We start from the raw sequence: 15,314 nt of genomic DNA, 5'->3' as shown, positions 1-15,314 counted from the left end.
GCCCGCGGTCCAGAGGCTGCCGGACAGGGCGACGGCGGTGGACGGCCGGACGGCGGTGGTGGGCGCGGTCAGGGTGGGCGGGTGCCCCGCGGTGCCCTCGGCGGTCACGGTGCCGATGGAGCCGCCGCCGCTCACCACGTCGCACGGGGTCTCGTAGGTGGAGCCGAGCACCTTCGTACGCGTCAGATTGCGGATCGGGGTGAAGGTGATCGGGCCGCTCGCATTGGTGGGGATGAGGAAGTCCCCTTCGTACGGCGGGATTTCGATGGGCTTGCCGGACGGGATGTCGAGGTTGATCTGGGGGCCGGTGACGGTGACCGTGCCGGTGGCGCCGCCGGACATCGCGAAGTCGATGCTGGGGGTGGTGGGCACATCGCTCAGGCTGAGTCCGCTGGTGGCGGGGGACGGTCCGAGGGTGACCTTGGCGTGGACCTTGCCGCCCGGGTCGACGATCGCCGGCGAGAGGTCGACGCTCATCTGCTGCGGCCCGGTCGCCTCGCCCTGGCCCGCGGGCAGGGAGCAGTGCACGGTCGGGGTGACGGTGCCGGCCTCGGCGGCGGGCGCGAGTGCGACGGTGCCGCCGGTCCAGACGAGCACGGCCCCGGCGGTGAGCGCCACGGCACGACGTAACCCCGCACGCTTTCGGTGAACCATCCTCGGCCGGCCGGCCCTTCCCGGCCGTTCGGTTCTTCTCGATCTGGCGGACACGGACATGCGTCTCCTTCATGGCTGAGATGTCGGCTGCGGAAATTCCCCGATGCGGAATGGCGACGCCCGCCCGCTCCGATGCGATACAGAGCGGGCGGGCGCCTCCGGAACTTTCCCTCACGGCTCCCGGAAGATCTCCCGAGAACGGAGAATGGAGAATGGAAAACGAAGATTTCAGAGAAGAGTGAGGGTGAGAGTGGCGCTGTAATCTCCGGGCGGCGTGAAGCCGGGGACGGTGAGGGTCAGATCGGCGTCGGCGTCGAACCGGCCGCCGGTGAACGGGCGGGAGCCGTCCGGATCCATCCGGCAGAGGCTCGCCGCCCCGCTCCCGAGCGCGGCGGGCGAACCGGCCACCGGCGCCCCCACGCTGCCGTTCTGCGCCGTGCACCTGGGCGTCCACCGGACGGCGTCGGCCGGGATGGTGCCGCCGCCGGAGGCGGTGAAGCCGGAGAGCGTGGCGGTGAGCGACCAGCCGCTGTTCACACCGCGGCCGTCCTCCACCTCGACCCGGTTGAGCCGGGAGCGCTGCACACCGCTGCCGGTGCCCAGCACCGTCGTACCGAAGTCGACGGTGTCACCGTCCTGGACCATGGACAGCGTCCCGGCCCTGACCGAGGTGCTCAGCCGCTGGTCGGCGCTGCCGCCGTCCCCTCCCCCGCCGTCGGAGACGGTGAACGGCGCGGTCCGCACGGTCGCCGGATCGTTGCCCTCGTCCGCCTGGACCGCGACGACGGCGTCGGAGATGACGGTGAACTCGACGGTGAACGTGCCGTCCGAGCCGCTCTTGACGTAGACCGCGCTGTCGTCGAGCCCGGTGCCCGAGGCGTCGAGGCCGATGACGTTGATCCAGCGGTCCGGGTTGTAGTTCTTGCCGCTGACCGTGATGACACTGCCGACGGGTCCGCTGCTGCGCGACAGCGCGATCTCACGGTCGCCGGCCGCGACGGCCCGGACGGTGAGGGGGGCGGTTGCCTCCTTCGTACCGTCGTTGACCTTCACTTCGTACGCGCCGTCCGGCACCGCGCCGGCCTCCGCGAGGGTGGCCGTGCCGGCCAGCGTGCCGTCACCGCCGATGGTGAGCGTGTGGCTCCTGAACTTCAGCGGATCGCAGCCGCCACCGCCCACCGCACAGAGCGAGGGCACGGGCGCCCCGCCCGGCGTCCACCCCGAACCGCCCAGCGCCACCGCGGTGTTGGGACGTACCGGATCGACGGGAGCGGTCAGCGTGGGGGGCTCGGAGCCGGCCCCCTCCACCGTGACACTGCCGACGCTGCCGCCGCCGCCCACGACGTCGCAGGGCGTCTCGAAGACGGAGCCGAGCACCTTGGTCTGCGTCAGCGTACGGACCGGGGCGAACGAGACGTCCCCGGAGGCGTTCGCCGGGACCAGGAAGTCCCCTTCGTACGGCGGGAGTTCGATGGGCTTCCCGGCCGGGATGTCCATCGTGAACTCGGCACCCCGCACGGTGACGGTGCCGGTCGCCCCGCCCGACATCGCGAGATCGAGGCTGGGGATGGTCGGCACGTCCTCCAGCGCCAGCGCGCTGGTGGCGGGGGACGGCCCCAGCGTGACCTTGGCGTGCACCTTGCCACCCGGGGCGACGACCGCGGGCGACAGTTCGACGGTCATCTCCTGCGGCCCGGTCGCCTCCCCCTGCCCCGCGGGCAGCACGCAGTGGACGGACGGGGTGACCGCACCGGCCGCCTGCCGCCCGGCCGCCGCCGCGTCCTGCGGTGCGGCCTGGGCGGTGGCCCCGGCGCAGCTCAGCGACATCACGAGGCAGGCAGCGAGCAGACCGGTCACGCCGGGTCTTCGTCGTCGTATCACCAGACACCCCTCCATGGCCCATTGATTGCGCACATTGAGGAGGTCACGTGCGGAGAAGTCAAGAGAGAACCGGATGATCCTTATCTGAAATGCCCGAAAAGCATTTCCGCGGGAATTTCAAGAGCGCATGTTGGCATCTCTTGACTTCTGTGAAGGTCACAGTTTCACTGCACCCGACATGCCGGGCCCGGCACGCAGATCCACTTCTTCAGTTCTTCGGTGAATCTGCGGAATTCAGAACCGGAAGGAGTTCCCCCCGTCATGTCGTCGAATCGAAGACACATCCCCCTGGTGCTGGCCGCGGCCTGTTCCGTGGCCGGCGCACTTGCCCTGGCCCCGGCGGCCCATGCGGTGACTCCGCTCACCGCGACGGCCACGTACGACTGCGGCGCCTGGGGCAGCGGTCTCGCCACCCTGACCGCCACCGACTCGGGCACGTCCAAGTCCATAAAGATCACGTCCACCGCGATCACCATGCCGGCCGGTACCAGCGCCGACCCGAACAGCATCACGACGACGCTCAAGCTCACCAAGACCTCGGGCGGCGTCACCAGTCAGGTGCAGTTCTCCGGGAAGACCAACCCCGGCCTGAGCGGCGGCAACCCGATCACCCTGGGCCCGCTGAAGCTCACCTCCGGCACCCTGGCCGCGGGGGACAGCACGAATTCCGTGGTGCTGGCCTCCCCGCCGAGCGCCACCAACTGGTCACTGCAGATCGTGGCCTCGTCCCCGACGTCGGCCACGGTCCCGTGCGTAGCCACGGCCAACCAGTCCGCCCCGTTCGTCTGGTGACCGCACCACCCGCCTCCTAACCGCACCGCCCTCATCCGCACGCACGCCAGCCGCACCACCCCCATCCGCACGCACGACGCCGGCCCGGGGCGAGGACCACTGTCCCCGCTCCGGGCCGGCGCACGCACGTCCCCCACCCGCTCACGTCATGCGGGTGGCCCACTCCTGGACCTTCTTGATCCGCTGCTGGATCTGCCCGGCCGTGGCCTCCGCGCTCGGCGGGCCGCCGCACACCCGTCGCAGCTCGGTGTGGATCACTCCGTGCGGCTTGCCGCTCTGGTGCGTGTAGGCCGAGACCATCGTGTTGAGCTGCTTGCGCAGCCCGAGCAGCTGCTTGTGCGTGACCACCGGACGCGCGTCGGCCGGCTTCTCCAGCAGGTCGGCCTCCTCGGCCGGCCTCTGGCGGCTGTGCGCGATCTGCCGGGACTGGCGCTTCTGGAGCAGCAGCTGCACCTGGTCGGGTTCGAGCAGCCCCGGAATCCCCAGGTAGTCCTGCTCCTCCTCGCTGCCGGGGTGCGCCTGCATGCCGAATTCGGCACCGTCGTACAGCACCCGGTCGAAGACCGCGTCCGATTCGAGGGCCTCGAAGGGCAGCTGCTCCTCGGTCTCCTCGTCCTCCAGCTTCTCGGCGTCGGCGAGGAGCTTGTCCTCCTCCGCGAACGGGTTCTCCTCGTCGCTGCCCTTCTTGGGCTTGTCGAGGACGTGGTCCCGTTCGACCTCCATCTCGTTGGCGAAGTCGAGCAGCATCGGAATGGTCGGTACGAAGACCGAAGCGGTCTCGCCGCGCCTGCGCGAACGCACGAAACGCCCGACGGCCTGCGCGAAGAAGAGCGGCGTGGAGATGGTGGTGGCGTACACGCCGACGGCCAGGCGCGGCACGTCGACGCCCTCCGACACCATGCGGACCGCGACCATCCAGCGGGAGTCGTCCTCGCTGAACTGGTCGATCTTCTTCGAGGCGGCCTTCTCGTCGGAGAGGACCACGGTGGCCTTCTCGCCGGTGACCCGCTTGAGGATCTTGGCGTACTCGCGCGCCGATTCCTGGTCGGTGGCGATGACCAGCCCGCCCGCGTCCGGGATCCCCTTGCGGACCTCGGTCAGCCGCTTGTCGGCGGCGCTCAGCACATTGGGGATCCACTCGCCGGTGGGCGACAGCGCGGTGCGCCAGGCCTGCCCGATGGCGTCCTTGGTCATCGGCTCGCCGAGCCGGGCGGCGATCTCGTCGCCGGCCTTGGTGCGCCAGCGCATGTTGCCGCTGTAGCTGAGGAAGATCACGGGCCGGACGACGCCGTCGGCGAGCGCGTTGCCGTAGCCGTAGGTGTAGTCGGCCGAGGAACGCCGGATGCCGTCGTTGCCCTCCTCGTAGACGACGAAGGGGATCGGGTTGGTGTCCGACCGGAACGGCGTACCGGTGAGCGCGAGCCGCCGGGTGGCCGGGTCGAACGCCTCCTGGCACGCCTCGCCCCAGGACTTCGAGTCACCTGCGTGGTGGATCTCGTCGAGGATCACCAGGGTCTTGCGCTGCTCGCAGCGGTTGCGGTGCAGCATCGGCCGGACGCCGACACCCGCGTAGGTGACCGCGACTCCGTCGTACTCCTTGCTGAGCGGGCCCGCGCTGTAGTCGGGGTCGAGCTTGATCCCTATCCGGGCCGCTGCCTCGGCCCACTGCTTCTTCAGGTGCTCGGTCGGCGCGACGACGGTGATCTGCTGCACGACGTGGTGGTGCAGCAGCCATGACGCGAGGGTCAGCGCGAAGGTGGTCTTCCCCGCGCCGGGGGTGGCGACCGCGAGGAAGTCGCGCGGCTGCTCCTGGATGTACTTCTCCATGGCGCCCTGCTGCCAGGCTCGCAGCTTGCCGGCCGTGCCCCAGGGGGCGCGGCCGGGGAAGGCGGGTGAGAGGTGGTGGGAGGCGGTAGTAGTCACGGTCTCCGGTTCGGGTCTCTCGGGTACGTGGGGCGCTGTCCCGCGGGCCGGAACGGACCCGCCCGCGATACGACAACCGGGCCACCTTACCGGGGGGCAGGGTGGAACCCCGTACGAACCAGCCGTGGTTCGGCGCCTCTGAGACCCGCTTCACAGAGGGCTCGCTACTTGGCGAACCTGGGCAGTTGCTCCGAGATCTTGGGCATGTCCAGTGCCCCCTGGCAGACGTCCAGCACGAATTGCTCGGCCTCATCCACATCGAAGCCGGCGTCCAGCGGGTGTCCGTTCATGTGCAGGAAGACCCAGGTCGCGTACCAGGCGATGCGCTTGTTCCCATCGACGAGCGCGTGGTTGCGGGCCAGTGACTCCATCAATGCGGCAGCCTTCTGCCAAACGTCCGGATAGGCGTCCTGACCGAACACGCTCGACTGCGGGCGGGCCAGCGCCGAGTCGAGCAGGCCGTAGTCACGCACCTCCGCCGCGCCGAGGCGCCCTGCCAGGTTGAGCAGCTCGGGCATGGTCAGGTACTGCATCAGGCGAGCCTCCGGTTGAGCTCCTCGCTCGCCTTCAACACATGCTCCGCCGCCTCGTTGAAGAGACGTGAGTGTTCGTTTATGGCGGTGATCACCGCATCGTGGGCGAAGGACTGCATGCTCCGCCCCTCCGCCTCGGCACGCGCACGCAAGGCATCCAGCTCTTCTTCGGTAAACCGCAGATTCAGACCAGCCATGAACCGATGGTACTACGCGGTACTACGCAGTACTACGCGTTTGCCCGCACCCGTCCCGCCACCCACGCCCCCACCAGCGCCACCCCCGCCATCGGCAGGAAGACCACCATGAACGCCCCCGGATGAGACCCGTCGGCCCCCGCCTCCGCCGCCCCGTGCACGGCACCCACCGCCCCGCCGCCCAGCGCTGCGAAGGCCGCTCCGCCCCCGGCGAGCAGCAGTACGTTCGAGAGCCCGTCGGAGATCTGGAGGGCGGCCGAGTTCGCCCCCGCCTCCTCCGGCGCCGACAGCTTCAGCAGCAGCACGCTCGTCGATGCGATCACCATGCCCATGCCGAAACACCCGAAGGCCCAGGCCACGGCGACGGTCCAGACCGGCACCGAGTCGATCAGCACGGAGGGCGCGGCCGCGATCGCGGCGGCGACCAGCACCATGCCGCCCACCATCAGGCGCTCCCGGTACGGCTCCAGGCGCGGCCGGGACTGTACGTACGAACCGAGCGCCCAGGTCCCGCCGCCGGCCGCGAGCGAGAACCCGGCCATCGTCGGACTGAGCCCGCGCTGGGTGACCAGCATCAGCGGCACGAACGACTCGGCGGCGATGAACGACCCGGCCGCCACACCACGCAGCAGCACCACGGAGGGCAGCCCGCGCGCCGCCCGTCCGGTGCCGGGCGGCAGCAGCCCCCGCACCGCGGGCACGAGCAGCGCGACACCCACGGCGGCCGGCAGCAGTGCGAACCAGTTCAGCTCCTGCCCGGCGTACTGGAGCAGCGCCGCGCCCAGCGAGATCCCGAGCGCGAGCATGATGCGCCGCCGGTCGTACGGCTCGACGGGCGCCGCCGGATCGGCCGGCCCCGACGCCCGCCGCCGGATCGCGGGCAGCGCGAGCGCCAGCGGGAACACCACGAGGACCGGGATGCCGACGAAGACCCAGCGCCACCCCAGGTGCTCGGTCACACTCCCGGCGGCGAGCGGCCCGACGACCGAGGGGATCACCCAGCTCGCGGCGAACGCGGCCAGGATCGACGGCTGCAGCCGCTTCGGGTAGGCCCGGCTGATCACCACGTACAACGCCACGATCACCAGCCCGCCGCCGAGCCCCTGCACGGCCCGCCCCGCGACGAAGACCCACATGCTCCCGGCGGTACCGCAGAGCAGCAGCCCCGCCGCGAACGCGCTGATCCCGGCGGCGAGCGGCCCCAGCGGACCGCGCCGGTCCGCCCACTGCCCGGAGAGCACCATGGCGAAGAGGCTGGTCGTGAAGTACGCGGAGAACGCGAACGCGTACAAGGGAATGCCGTGCAGCTCCCGCGCGGCGACCGGCATCGCGGTCCCCACGGCGGTCGCCTCGAAGGCGATCAGGAACACGACGGAGACGATGCCGATGCTCAGCGCCCGATAGCTCCGCCCGAGCACCCCTCCGGATTCGACGGCGGCAGGGTCGTCCACGGCAAGGGGCGGGACATCGACGTCGTCCCGCGGTTCCAGGGCACTCATGAGCCCAAGAGTAAGGGGCAAAATCTCGCATGAACCCTGTCGCGAGACGGTCCGCCGGTCCTCCGTTGGTCGTAGGACCACGATGCCGATCGTGAACGCGGTATGGCAGTCGCATTGCACCCCGCCCCGCACCCTTGAGCGGCCCGCACACCCGGCCCTACGGTCTGAAGCACAACGAGAAACACACGGCCGTGTGCCCGAGTGGTTCAGGGGCTCGACTGCAACTCGAGTTACACCGGTTCGAATCCGGTCACGGCCTCCGCGCGGTGAGCCCGCCCAGCACGCATCACGCATCACACGTCGCGCCGGGCGGGCGTCGGCATTTTCAAGAACAGCCCTGTGCCTTGAGCGCGGACAATACGAAACCAGCTTGAGGGCGCCATGCTCACCTGCGGCAGTCTCGAGCTCAGGTGACCGAGCCCCTCTCTCTGACGCCCCCAGTCGGATGGCTGGAGCCTGTCCGGTGGGTCGAGTGTTCTGAGCGCGGGGGAGAGTTGCTTGTCGCCGGGGGTCCGCAGCCCCCGGCAATGTGAGCCGTCGGTCAGCTCAGCCGGGCATCGGCGTAGACGACCATCGCGTCGCGCCGGTAGACGGCCAGCCCGTCGGCGACCTTGTCGTAACGAAAGGCGACCACCCTGCGCGCGGCGCGGGCAGGGTGGTCGCCTTCTCTCGTACGGTCCGGAGCTCAGGAGGCGATCGTCGTCTCTTCCTTGAGCGCTTCCTTCACCATCTCCCGCAGGTGTGCCTCGTCCTCCTTGCTGAGCGAGGTCTGCACGAGCTGACCACCGAACTTGACGATCTCGGGGATGACCTTGTCGCGGGCGGACTTCCTGACGAGCACGAAGACGGCGGCGGCGCCGGGCCGGAGATTGGCGCTCAGCTCCTTCATGAAGTCGTCGTTGACACCGGTGTCGACAGCGGACCCTCCGGCGGCACCGGCCGCGGCGCCCACCGCTGCACCGAGGAACGGCACGAGGAAGAGCAGCCCGATGACGCTCCCCCACAGCGCGCCGCCCGCGGCACCGTTACCCACGTGGTTGACGGCCTGATGCAGCTTGATCTTGCCGTCCTTCTCACGCCGTTCGACGACGACGACGTCCTCCAGCTCGACGAGGTGCTCGCGGTTCATGGACAGCAGCTTGTCCCGGACCTGGTCGGCGGTGGCGAGATCGTCGTAGGCGATGACGAACAGATTGCTCATGCGGCTGACTCCTCCTCGTGGTGCGTTATCGCACCAACCATAGAGGAACTGCTAATAAATAAGACATTAGGTCCGAATGCATCGACCCTCCAGCCGCTTCAGCCCTCCGCCGCTCCCACCACCCGCGCCCGGCCGAGCTCCGCGAGGACCATGTCGACCGTCTGCCCCACGCTCTGCCCGGTCGTGTCCAGCCAGAGCCCGATCCGCGGTGTCTCCTCCCGCAGCACCCGGTCCAACGCCTCGACCGTCCAGCCGGCCCCGTAACCGTTCTTGCCCCGCCCTGCCTCCCGCGCGGCAACAGCTCGCGGGTCGGGCGCGAGGACAACGACGTACAGCGGCCGGGTCCGTACGAGTTCGACATACGCGGCCAACTCCTCCCCCAGCACCACGTCCTGCACCACGGCGGTCCAGCCCTCGCCCGCGTACGCGTCGGCCGTCATCGCCGACAACCGGTACCGGAGCCGAAGTTGCGCCACGGCCTCCTCGTACGCCCCCGGCACCATCTCGGCCCGCCCGGACACCACCATCCGCCGGAAGACGTCCCCCCGCACATGGACAGCCCGCGACAGCCGCTCGGCCAGGGCCTGGGCGACGGTGGATTTACCGGAGGCCATCACGCCGGTGATGAGGACGACGGCGGGGCCGGGTTCGTCGCGGTCCGCATCCCGTTCGCCGCGCTCCGGCATCACCACGTCGTCGTCCACTGCTCTCTCCTCGGGCTTGGCAGGTCGGTCGCTCGGGCAGGCGTCAGTTGGTGTTCGAGTCCGCACGCGAACGAACCGGCGGACCTGCCGGCTGACTTGTCGGCGGACTTTGTCGGCGTATGGGAATGGCGCTGCTGCCGGAGTCGGCAGCAGCGCGAAGCAATCCCGAGGTCAGCCAGTGACAGCACCGGCCAGGAAGGCGGTCCAGGCGGCGGGGGCGACGGCGAAGGTGGGACCGTCGGTGACCTTGGAGTCGCGGACGTGGACGGTGTGGGGGCAGGTGGCGACCTCCACGCACGCGCCGCCCTCGTTGCCGCTGTAGCTGGACTTGCGCCAGTCGTAGGCGACTTCGATGCAGGCCTCGCCCTCGTTGCCGCTGTAGCTGGACTTGAACCAGGAGAGCTCGGGCCCGGTGGTCACAGTTGCCTCGCCTTCGTTTCGATGATCTCCGCCGACTTCCAGGGGTTGAGCGCCTGGGCACGCAGGATGCCGAAGAGGTCGAACATGTCACCCACCTGCTCCGGCTTTGAGATCAACCTATCGCCGCCCTGCGCCTCCACGTACACCAGATTGCGTCCTTCTCCCGTACACATCAACTGCATGGGCCCCATCAACCCCGCGTGCGTGTGCTGATCCGAGGGCATCACCTGCACCGTGAGGTGGTTCATCCGCCGCATGCACTCCAGCAGGTGCAGCAACTGCTCCTTCAACACCTCGGCTCCGCCGAGCGTCCGTTCCAGGATCGACTCCTCGATGACGAACCCGACGTACGGCGGAGGCGTGCGCATCAGCACCGCCTGACGTTCCAGCCGCGCCTCGACGTGCTCGACGATCTCGTCCTCGGTGTATGCGGGTTTGCGTGCCCGGTACAGGGCGTACGCGTACGCCTCCGTCTGGAGCAGCCCCGGAATCAGCATCGTCTCGTACGCGCTGATGACCCGCGCCTTCCGTTCCAGCCGCGCCCAGCCCAGGAACTTCGCCGGGTACTTCTCCTCGTCGATCAGCTCGATGCACGCCTTCAGCGCACCGCCCGCGACGAAGACCTGGTCCGCGTCGGCCAGCAGTTCCAGTGCCGGGATGCGCTCCGCCCGCTCGACCGCTCCCATCAGCGACTCGGAGATCAACAACTTGTCCGCGGCGTCCTTCTGCGTGAGCCCGGCCCGCACCCGATGGATACGAATCAGGTCCCCCACGAGCCTCCGCACCCGCGACGGCTCACCACTGGTCCCCACAGCCACCACCACCCTCACTACATCCCGTCGATGTGGATCGCGTCCTCCTGGTCACGCTACGCAGGCAACGGAATCCTCATAGTCATGACGAGTAAGAAGCACCCCGAATGGGTACCTGCTGCCGGACTCCAACTCCACCTGACCGGCATCCACTTCGACGCCATCCGGCTGCGCGGCGTACGGGGCGAGGCGGTGCTGCACCACCTCGGAACACTCACCGAGGGCGAACCGGGCCCGGTCGTGCGGGAGATCGCCGGCGGCCGGTGGATGTACTTCCTGATCCCGCCCGGGTCGAGCAAGGAGTACGACTGGCCGCCGGGCGCCAGGTGCTTCGGCCCGACCGCCCGGGACCAGTACGTGGGAATCCCCGCACCGGACGGCAACACCTACCCGCTGAGCTGGCGGTGCGGGGCGCCGCGGGAAGGGGAGTTCGTGGACGTGGAGCTGCTGTACGGGCTGGTGAGGGCGCAACTGGTGCCGGAGGAGGGGTGAGGCGGGCGCGGGCAGGTAGAACGAGCGTCAACTGCCGACCCTGGCGCGGAATGCGTCCATGGCCATGGTCTTGTCCGCCGCCGGGAGCGTGACGGTCTTCTTCTTGCCGAAGTCCACGTAGGTCGTGCTGCTGGTGCGGCCGTCGCGCGTCGATTTCAGCTTCAGCAGATACGCCGGGTCCTTGGCACTGACGTAGTAGGTGTCCGTGGCCGATGCAGACGCGGACACCTTGACGGCACGGGCCGGGGTGCCGTTCACCGTGGCGTCATCGGACGGGGCGTAGCGTCCGGTGGGGGACAGAGCGAAGTACGCGTCGCAGCCCTGCCCCGACTTCGTGGTGACATACACGTCGTCCAGGTCGGCGGGGACGGTGATCTCCTGGCCCTGCTGCTTCAGGCTCGCGGCGAACAGGTTGGAACTGATGTAGGTCACGCCGTCCTGGCAGTACATGTTGCCGCCGATGGTGCCGCTGATCTGGATACGGAGACCCTGCTGCGGGTTCCACGTCATGTCCTGGAGGGCTCCGTCGTACGCGGTCGAGGTCCCGACCGCGCTGAAGGTCGTGGTGCGCATCGTCTCGTTCACGGCCTCGATGCGCGCGGCGGCCGAACCGCCGGTCGCGTCATCGGCGGCCGCCGAAGCGGATGAGGACGACGACGTGGACTTCTCCTCACCGGTTTTGTCGCCGCAGGCGACCGCCCCCGCCAGGAGCAAGGCGGCCACGGCTGCTGTACGCAAGGGGGAAGACATGAAAGGTCCTTCTGCTAGGGGAGGGTGACACGCGGGCACGAGTGGGCGGCGACCGTCGCGTCGAGGAAGTTCTGGAATGTGGCTTTCTTGACCTTCGCGTACGCGCCCCAGTCGCGGTGGAGGCTGTCGATCAGGGCCCCCTCGTATTCAGTGTTCCAGTGCGCGGAAAAGTGCACGTCACTGCTGTCGCAGTGGAGAACGACCTGGTCGCTTCCCGCAACCCCCTTGTCGCCAGGGAGCGCTTTGAAGCCGTACGGATACTTCTGAGCCGCCTCGACGAAATTCTTGTCCGACGTCACGGCAAAGGACACGGCCCCCTTGGCCGACCCCGCCAGGCTCAGGTCACACGCCCACGTGTCGACACTTCCGTCGTTCACCTGCTCCAGGTCCGGTTCGGCCCGGGAGACGACCACGGCCGCCTTCGGCAGCGCGAAGCCCCGCACTCCACACACGTTCTGGACATCTGTCGTCCGCGAGGCGGACGGGGCTGCGAGATCGGGGGCGGCCGAGAGTGCCGCCGTGCCGCAGCCGGCCTTTTCGGCGACCTGTCGCGCCGAGCGGGTCAGCAACCGGGCCAGACCGGCCGCGTCCACCGCCCCCTTCTGCACCTCGGCTTCCACGATCGCCACTCCGCTGCCGTCCTGCCAGCTGCCGAACTTGTCCCAGCAAGACTTCGGCAGGACCACGTACCCGCCAAAGTCCTGCGCCACGGCACCGGTCACGCCTTCCTTGAAGTAGGACCGGGCAGCAGGGTTCTTCCAGAAATGGGTCGTGAAGGGGAAAGCCCCTTGTCTACTGTCCGTGCTGATCTTCACCCGCTGGTCGTCACCTCCGATGAAACGGCTGGTGCGCTCGACCGTGCACGTGAACCCGACCCGCTGCGGATCGGCCTGCGCGGACACCTGTGACACGCGGCCGGTGGAGTCCAGAGCGGCCCGCACATCCCCGCTCCCCAACCGGCCGCCACAGAAGGAGTCCACACCGAGAAGGTTCGTATTCCACCAGCAGTACGAGGAGGCGAGCGCGGCCACCACGACCAAGGCGACCGCCGCCACGAGCACCGGCTTCTTCTTCCGCGTCTGGGTAATCATGGTGGTGCCCACCTGTTCCTTGCGTCGGGCCTTACGGGGCCGGTTTTCTGCATGCGTCGATCGGCTGTGGGGATGCGAGTCAGGCGTTCCGCACCACGTTGATCAGCTACGGGACCGCAGGGCCTCGTACGCTATCTGGCGCCCGTCCACGTAGCTCTGCCGAGCCTCTCCGGCCGCAGCCCCGATGATGGGGTCTTCTTCGTCCATGCCACGCTTGTCGCCCCATTTCCGGAAGTAGGTGTCGAGGTTGTCCTGTGCCTTTTCGTTTCCCCGGCTCAACTCCTCCTTGGACAATGCGCCCTCCTCTGCCTGAATCCCGGCAAGCCATTCGTTGAGGCTCATGTCTACGAGGCGCTGGGCGGCGTCGCCGATGACAGGGATGCCGGTGATCATGCCGCCGCCGGCGTGGTACCCGTAGAACCGGGTGTCCGCGGCATGTCCGATCTTCGCGTCGTGGACGTCCATCTTCACGTCGCCGCCGACTGCGTTGAGCGCGCCGATGACCTCGCCGACCTTGCGGGCCTCGTTGGTGGCAGCGGTCGCGTCCGGGATGTCCTTTTTCATCAGTTCCTCGGACATATAGCCCTGCTGGGCCTGGTATATACGCTCGTAGTTGGTGGTGTCATCGGCTTCGGAGACGCCGCGCATCATGCGGAGCAGGCTGCCGCGGCTGTTCTGGATCTGCGAGTCGTCGCCATGTCCGTAGCTGTCCGCTTTCCCTGCGCGGCCGCCAGGCGCATCGCCGTCGATGATGTCGACGGCGTCCGGCGAGTAGTCAGCCAGGGCCTGGGAGAGGGGGCCGCGCAGGGCCGCGTAGTCATCCTGGGCCAGCACCTCGTCGGCCTTGCCGACCCGCATGTGCTTGGGGTCCTCGCCGTACTTGCCGTCGGCGTCGCCGTAGTCGATGAGGTTGATCGCGTCATGCATGACGCGGGTCTGCGCGGCGGTGTGCCGGCCCAGCTCGTCGCCTTCCCCGCCCGGCACGAGGCCGGTGGCGCCCGCCGACAGGGCGAGGCCGAGGCCGGTGCGTACGTCCCTGTCGAACGTGTCCCTGCCGGTCACTTCGGCCTTGCCGGCCCAGTGCGTGGTGTCGACGTGGTCCCAGTCCCGCTCCTTGAGCAGGTACTCGAGGTTGTCGTTCTTCCCGTCCGGGCCCGGGTCCAGGTAGCTCGTGGACGTGGCCGGATCCTTGGACATAATGCCGAGGACGCCGTCGAGCGGGTCGTTGGCGAACCAACCGTCGTCCTTGCCGCTGAAGTCGCTGAGCAGATCCCAGATGTCTGGGTCCCCACCCTGCTTCTTGTCCTCGGCGGCCCGGATGTCGGTGGCCATGTCCTTGAGGAACTGTCCGGAATAGCCGTCGCCCTGCTCCATCAGCGTCACGAGGCTCTGATAGCCGCGCGCCTTCTGCCCGTGCCCGGTGCTGAGCGCGATCTTGTCGCCGGTGACGTCCAGGTCGAACTTCTGGACACCGGCCCTCTGCAGATCGGCGCGGAACTTCTTGTAGAACGACGAGTCGGTGTCCCTCGTCGCCAGGGAAAGGGAAGCGGCCAGGTCGTCCTGGAGCGCCGCGTACGTCCCCTTGTCTTTGCCGCCGTGACTGAGGTCGCTGAGTTTGTTGGTGAACTTGATGGTCCCCGACGCCCCCAGGCTGTCCAGGAACATTTGGTTGAATTCCTTGTTCCTGCCGTTGTCGCGGAAGGCGCGCTGCGCCTCCTTGATCTCCTGCGGGGTGGCGTCGCCGGAGTTGATGCGGGTGGCAATGTCGGCGAGCTCATCGGCCTCGTACTTCTCGATGTCGCCGCTGGGCTTGCCGTTGAAGCCGTTCATGGTGCCGTCGGTGACATCCGTGTCGAGCACGACCGCCTTGAAGGCGATCTCTACGCCCTTGTCCGCGTCGTTGACGACCTTGACCTCTTTGTCGATGCGCTCCTGCCAGGAGCCGACCGCCTTCTGCACGCTCTGCTGGTAGTCGGGGTCGTGGTGGAGTGCGTTGCGACTGCCCTCGGTCAGCTTCTCGTAGTCGTACGTGACCACACCCTGGTCCGAGACTTTCATCCCGGCCCTGACCGCCTCGTCTCGGGCGGCCGTCAACTTGCCCTTGAGATCGACGTATTGGGTGTGCGCGTCGCGCAGAAGCGAGGCGATGGCCTTCGCCTCGGCCTGCGCGGACCGGAACTCGCGCAGCGTGATATCGAACCGCCTGTTGGCCGCGTCGGCACTCAGCCCCTGCCAGCCGGGGCCCGTCGAGATGCCGTGCACATCCCGCTTGTACGCGACCTCTTGGCCGTGGAACTTCTTGGCCATGCCTTCCCAGCTGGTGGCGGCTGCGGTGAGCGTGCCGAGATCCGTCGTCATGATCTCG

15 protein-coding genes and 1 tRNA gene are annotated in these 15,314 nt (G+C 68.6%); 3 read left to right on the top strand and 13 right to left on the bottom strand.

The window, feature by feature from the left end; all coding sequences use genetic code 11:
- Together EES42_RS45320 and EES42_RS40840 are read right to left on the bottom strand one after the other, a co-directional pair.
- On the bottom strand, positions 1-618 hold a 618-nt coding region (locus EES42_RS45320), incomplete at its 3' end, for a hypothetical protein (protein WP_164495524.1).
- Between the two features lie 264 nt (positions 619-882).
- Positions 883-2,511: a WxL domain-containing protein gene (locus tag EES42_RS40840; protein WP_124723274.1), complete on the bottom strand. Its 1,629-nt coding sequence runs from the start codon at positions 2,509-2,511 to the stop codon at positions 883-885.
- Positions 2,512-2,796: 285 nt separating this feature from the next.
- On the opposite strand from EES42_RS40840, the gene EES42_RS40835 reads away from it, so the two are divergent.
- On the top strand, positions 2,797-3,327 hold the full coding sequence (locus EES42_RS40835; RefSeq protein ID WP_124723273.1) for a hypothetical protein: 531 nt from the start codon (positions 2,797-2,799) through the stop codon (positions 3,325-3,327).
- 141 nt (positions 3,328-3,468) lie between these two features.
- Here EES42_RS40835 and EES42_RS40830 read toward each other — a convergent pair whose 3' ends face one another.
- The 4 genes from EES42_RS40830 to EES42_RS40815 form a co-directional block, all read right to left on the bottom strand.
- The gene (locus EES42_RS40830; protein ID WP_124723272.1) at positions 3,469-5,250 is read right to left on the bottom strand and encodes a DEAD/DEAH box helicase; all 1,782 of its coding nucleotides are present in this window, start codon (positions 5,248-5,250) and stop codon (positions 3,469-3,471) included.
- A gap of 164 nt (positions 5,251-5,414) precedes the next feature.
- Positions 5,415-5,783, bottom strand: a complete 369-nt coding sequence (locus EES42_RS40825; RefSeq protein ID WP_124723271.1) for a type II toxin-antitoxin system death-on-curing family toxin — start codon at positions 5,781-5,783, stop codon at positions 5,415-5,417.
- A complete protein-coding gene (locus EES42_RS40820) occupies positions 5,783-5,980 on the bottom strand; it encodes an Arc family DNA-binding protein (RefSeq protein ID WP_124723270.1) in 198 nt (65 codons plus the stop codon). Before EES42_RS40820 ends, EES42_RS40825 begins: the two co-directional genes overlap by 1 nt.
- Positions 5,981-6,012: 32 nt before the next feature.
- Positions 6,013-7,479: an MFS transporter gene (locus EES42_RS40815; protein WP_124723269.1), complete on the bottom strand. Its 1,467-nt coding sequence runs from the start codon at positions 7,477-7,479 to the stop codon at positions 6,013-6,015.
- Between the two features lie 187 nt (positions 7,480-7,666).
- Between EES42_RS40815 and EES42_RS40810 the strand changes: the two genes are divergently transcribed.
- Positions 7,667-7,738, top strand: a tRNA-Cys gene (locus EES42_RS40810).
- Between the two features lie 426 nt (positions 7,739-8,164).
- On the opposite strand, the gene EES42_RS40805 is transcribed toward EES42_RS40810, so the two are convergent.
- From EES42_RS40805 to EES42_RS40790, 4 genes are all read right to left on the bottom strand, one after another.
- On the bottom strand, positions 8,165-8,680 hold the full coding sequence (locus tag EES42_RS40805) for a DUF1269 domain-containing protein (RefSeq protein ID WP_124723268.1): 516 nt from the start codon (positions 8,678-8,680) through the stop codon (positions 8,165-8,167).
- 98 nt (positions 8,681-8,778) lie between these two features.
- A complete protein-coding gene (locus EES42_RS40800) occupies positions 8,779-9,366 on the bottom strand; it encodes an AAA family ATPase (RefSeq protein ID WP_124723372.1) in 588 nt (195 codons plus the stop codon).
- 189 nt (positions 9,367-9,555) lie between these two features.
- Complete coding sequence (locus EES42_RS40795) at positions 9,556-9,804, bottom strand: DUF397 domain-containing protein (protein ID WP_124723267.1); 249 nt, start codon at positions 9,802-9,804, stop codon at positions 9,556-9,558.
- On the bottom strand, positions 9,801-10,577 hold the full coding sequence (locus EES42_RS40790) for a helix-turn-helix domain-containing protein (RefSeq protein ID WP_124723266.1): 777 nt from the start codon (positions 10,575-10,577) through the stop codon (positions 9,801-9,803). Before EES42_RS40790 ends, EES42_RS40795 begins: the two co-directional genes overlap by 4 nt.
- 123 nt (positions 10,578-10,700) lie before the next feature.
- Here EES42_RS40790 and EES42_RS40785 point away from each other — a divergent pair, with 123 nt between their 5' ends.
- Entirely contained in the window at positions 10,701-11,108 is a 408-nt protein-coding gene (locus tag EES42_RS40785; RefSeq protein WP_124723265.1) for a hypothetical protein, read from the top strand.
- 27 nt (positions 11,109-11,135) lie between these two features.
- On the opposite strand, the gene EES42_RS40780 is transcribed toward EES42_RS40785, so the two are convergent.
- The 3 genes from EES42_RS40780 to EES42_RS40770 all read right to left on the bottom strand — a co-directional run bounded on the left by EES42_RS40780 (position 11,136) and on the right by EES42_RS40770 (position 15,307).
- Positions 11,136-11,858, bottom strand: a complete 723-nt coding sequence (locus EES42_RS40780; RefSeq protein WP_124723264.1) for a hypothetical protein — start codon at positions 11,856-11,858, stop codon at positions 11,136-11,138.
- Positions 11,859-11,872: 14 nt separating this feature from the next.
- Complete coding sequence (locus EES42_RS40775; protein ID WP_124723263.1) at positions 11,873-12,961, bottom strand: hypothetical protein; 1,089 nt, start codon at positions 12,959-12,961, stop codon at positions 11,873-11,875.
- A gap of 90 nt (positions 12,962-13,051) precedes the next feature.
- Complete coding sequence (locus EES42_RS40770; RefSeq protein WP_124723262.1) at positions 13,052-15,307, bottom strand: hypothetical protein; 2,256 nt, start codon at positions 15,305-15,307, stop codon at positions 13,052-13,054.
- Positions 15,308-15,314 lie beyond the last annotated feature (7 nt).

The organism is Streptomyces sp. ADI95-17 (genome assembly GCF_003846175.1).
GTDB classification, from domain to species: domain Bacteria; phylum Actinomycetota; class Actinomycetes; order Streptomycetales; family Streptomycetaceae; genus Streptomyces; species Streptomyces sanglieri.
The sequence above is the reverse complement of the archived record's forward strand: the minus strand, read 5'-3'. Positions and strand labels throughout refer to the sequence as shown.

Bases quoted from the DNA above. Each gene is read 5' to 3' on its own strand.
- EES42_RS40780 (WP_124723264.1), bottom strand. From the start codon at position 11,858: ATGTCTTCCCCCTTGCGTACAGCAGCCGTGGCCGCCTTGCTCCTGGCG.
- EES42_RS40770 (WP_124723262.1), bottom strand. From the start codon at position 15,307: ATGACGACGGATCTCGGCACGCTCACCGCAGCCGCCACCAGCTGGGAA.
- EES42_RS40820 (WP_124723270.1), bottom strand. From the start codon at position 5,980: ATGGCTGGTCTGAATCTGCGGTTTACCGAAGAAGAGCTGGATGCCTTG.
- EES42_RS40800 (WP_124723372.1), bottom strand. From the start codon at position 9,366: ATGCCGGAGCGCGGCGAACGGGATGCGGACCGCGACGAACCCGGCCCC.
- EES42_RS40805 (WP_124723268.1), bottom strand. From the start codon at position 8,680: ATGAGCAATCTGTTCGTCATCGCCTACGACGATCTCGCCACCGCCGAC.
- EES42_RS40825 (WP_124723271.1), bottom strand. From the start codon at position 5,783: ATGCAGTACCTGACCATGCCCGAGCTGCTCAACCTGGCAGGGCGCCTC.
- EES42_RS40815 (WP_124723269.1), bottom strand. From the start codon at position 7,479: ATGAGTGCCCTGGAACCGCGGGACGACGTCGATGTCCCGCCCCTTGCC.
- EES42_RS40835 (WP_124723273.1), top strand. From the start codon at position 2,797: ATGTCGTCGAATCGAAGACACATCCCCCTGGTGCTGGCCGCGGCCTGT.
- EES42_RS40785 (WP_124723265.1), top strand. From the start codon at position 10,701: ATGACGAGTAAGAAGCACCCCGAATGGGTACCTGCTGCCGGACTCCAA.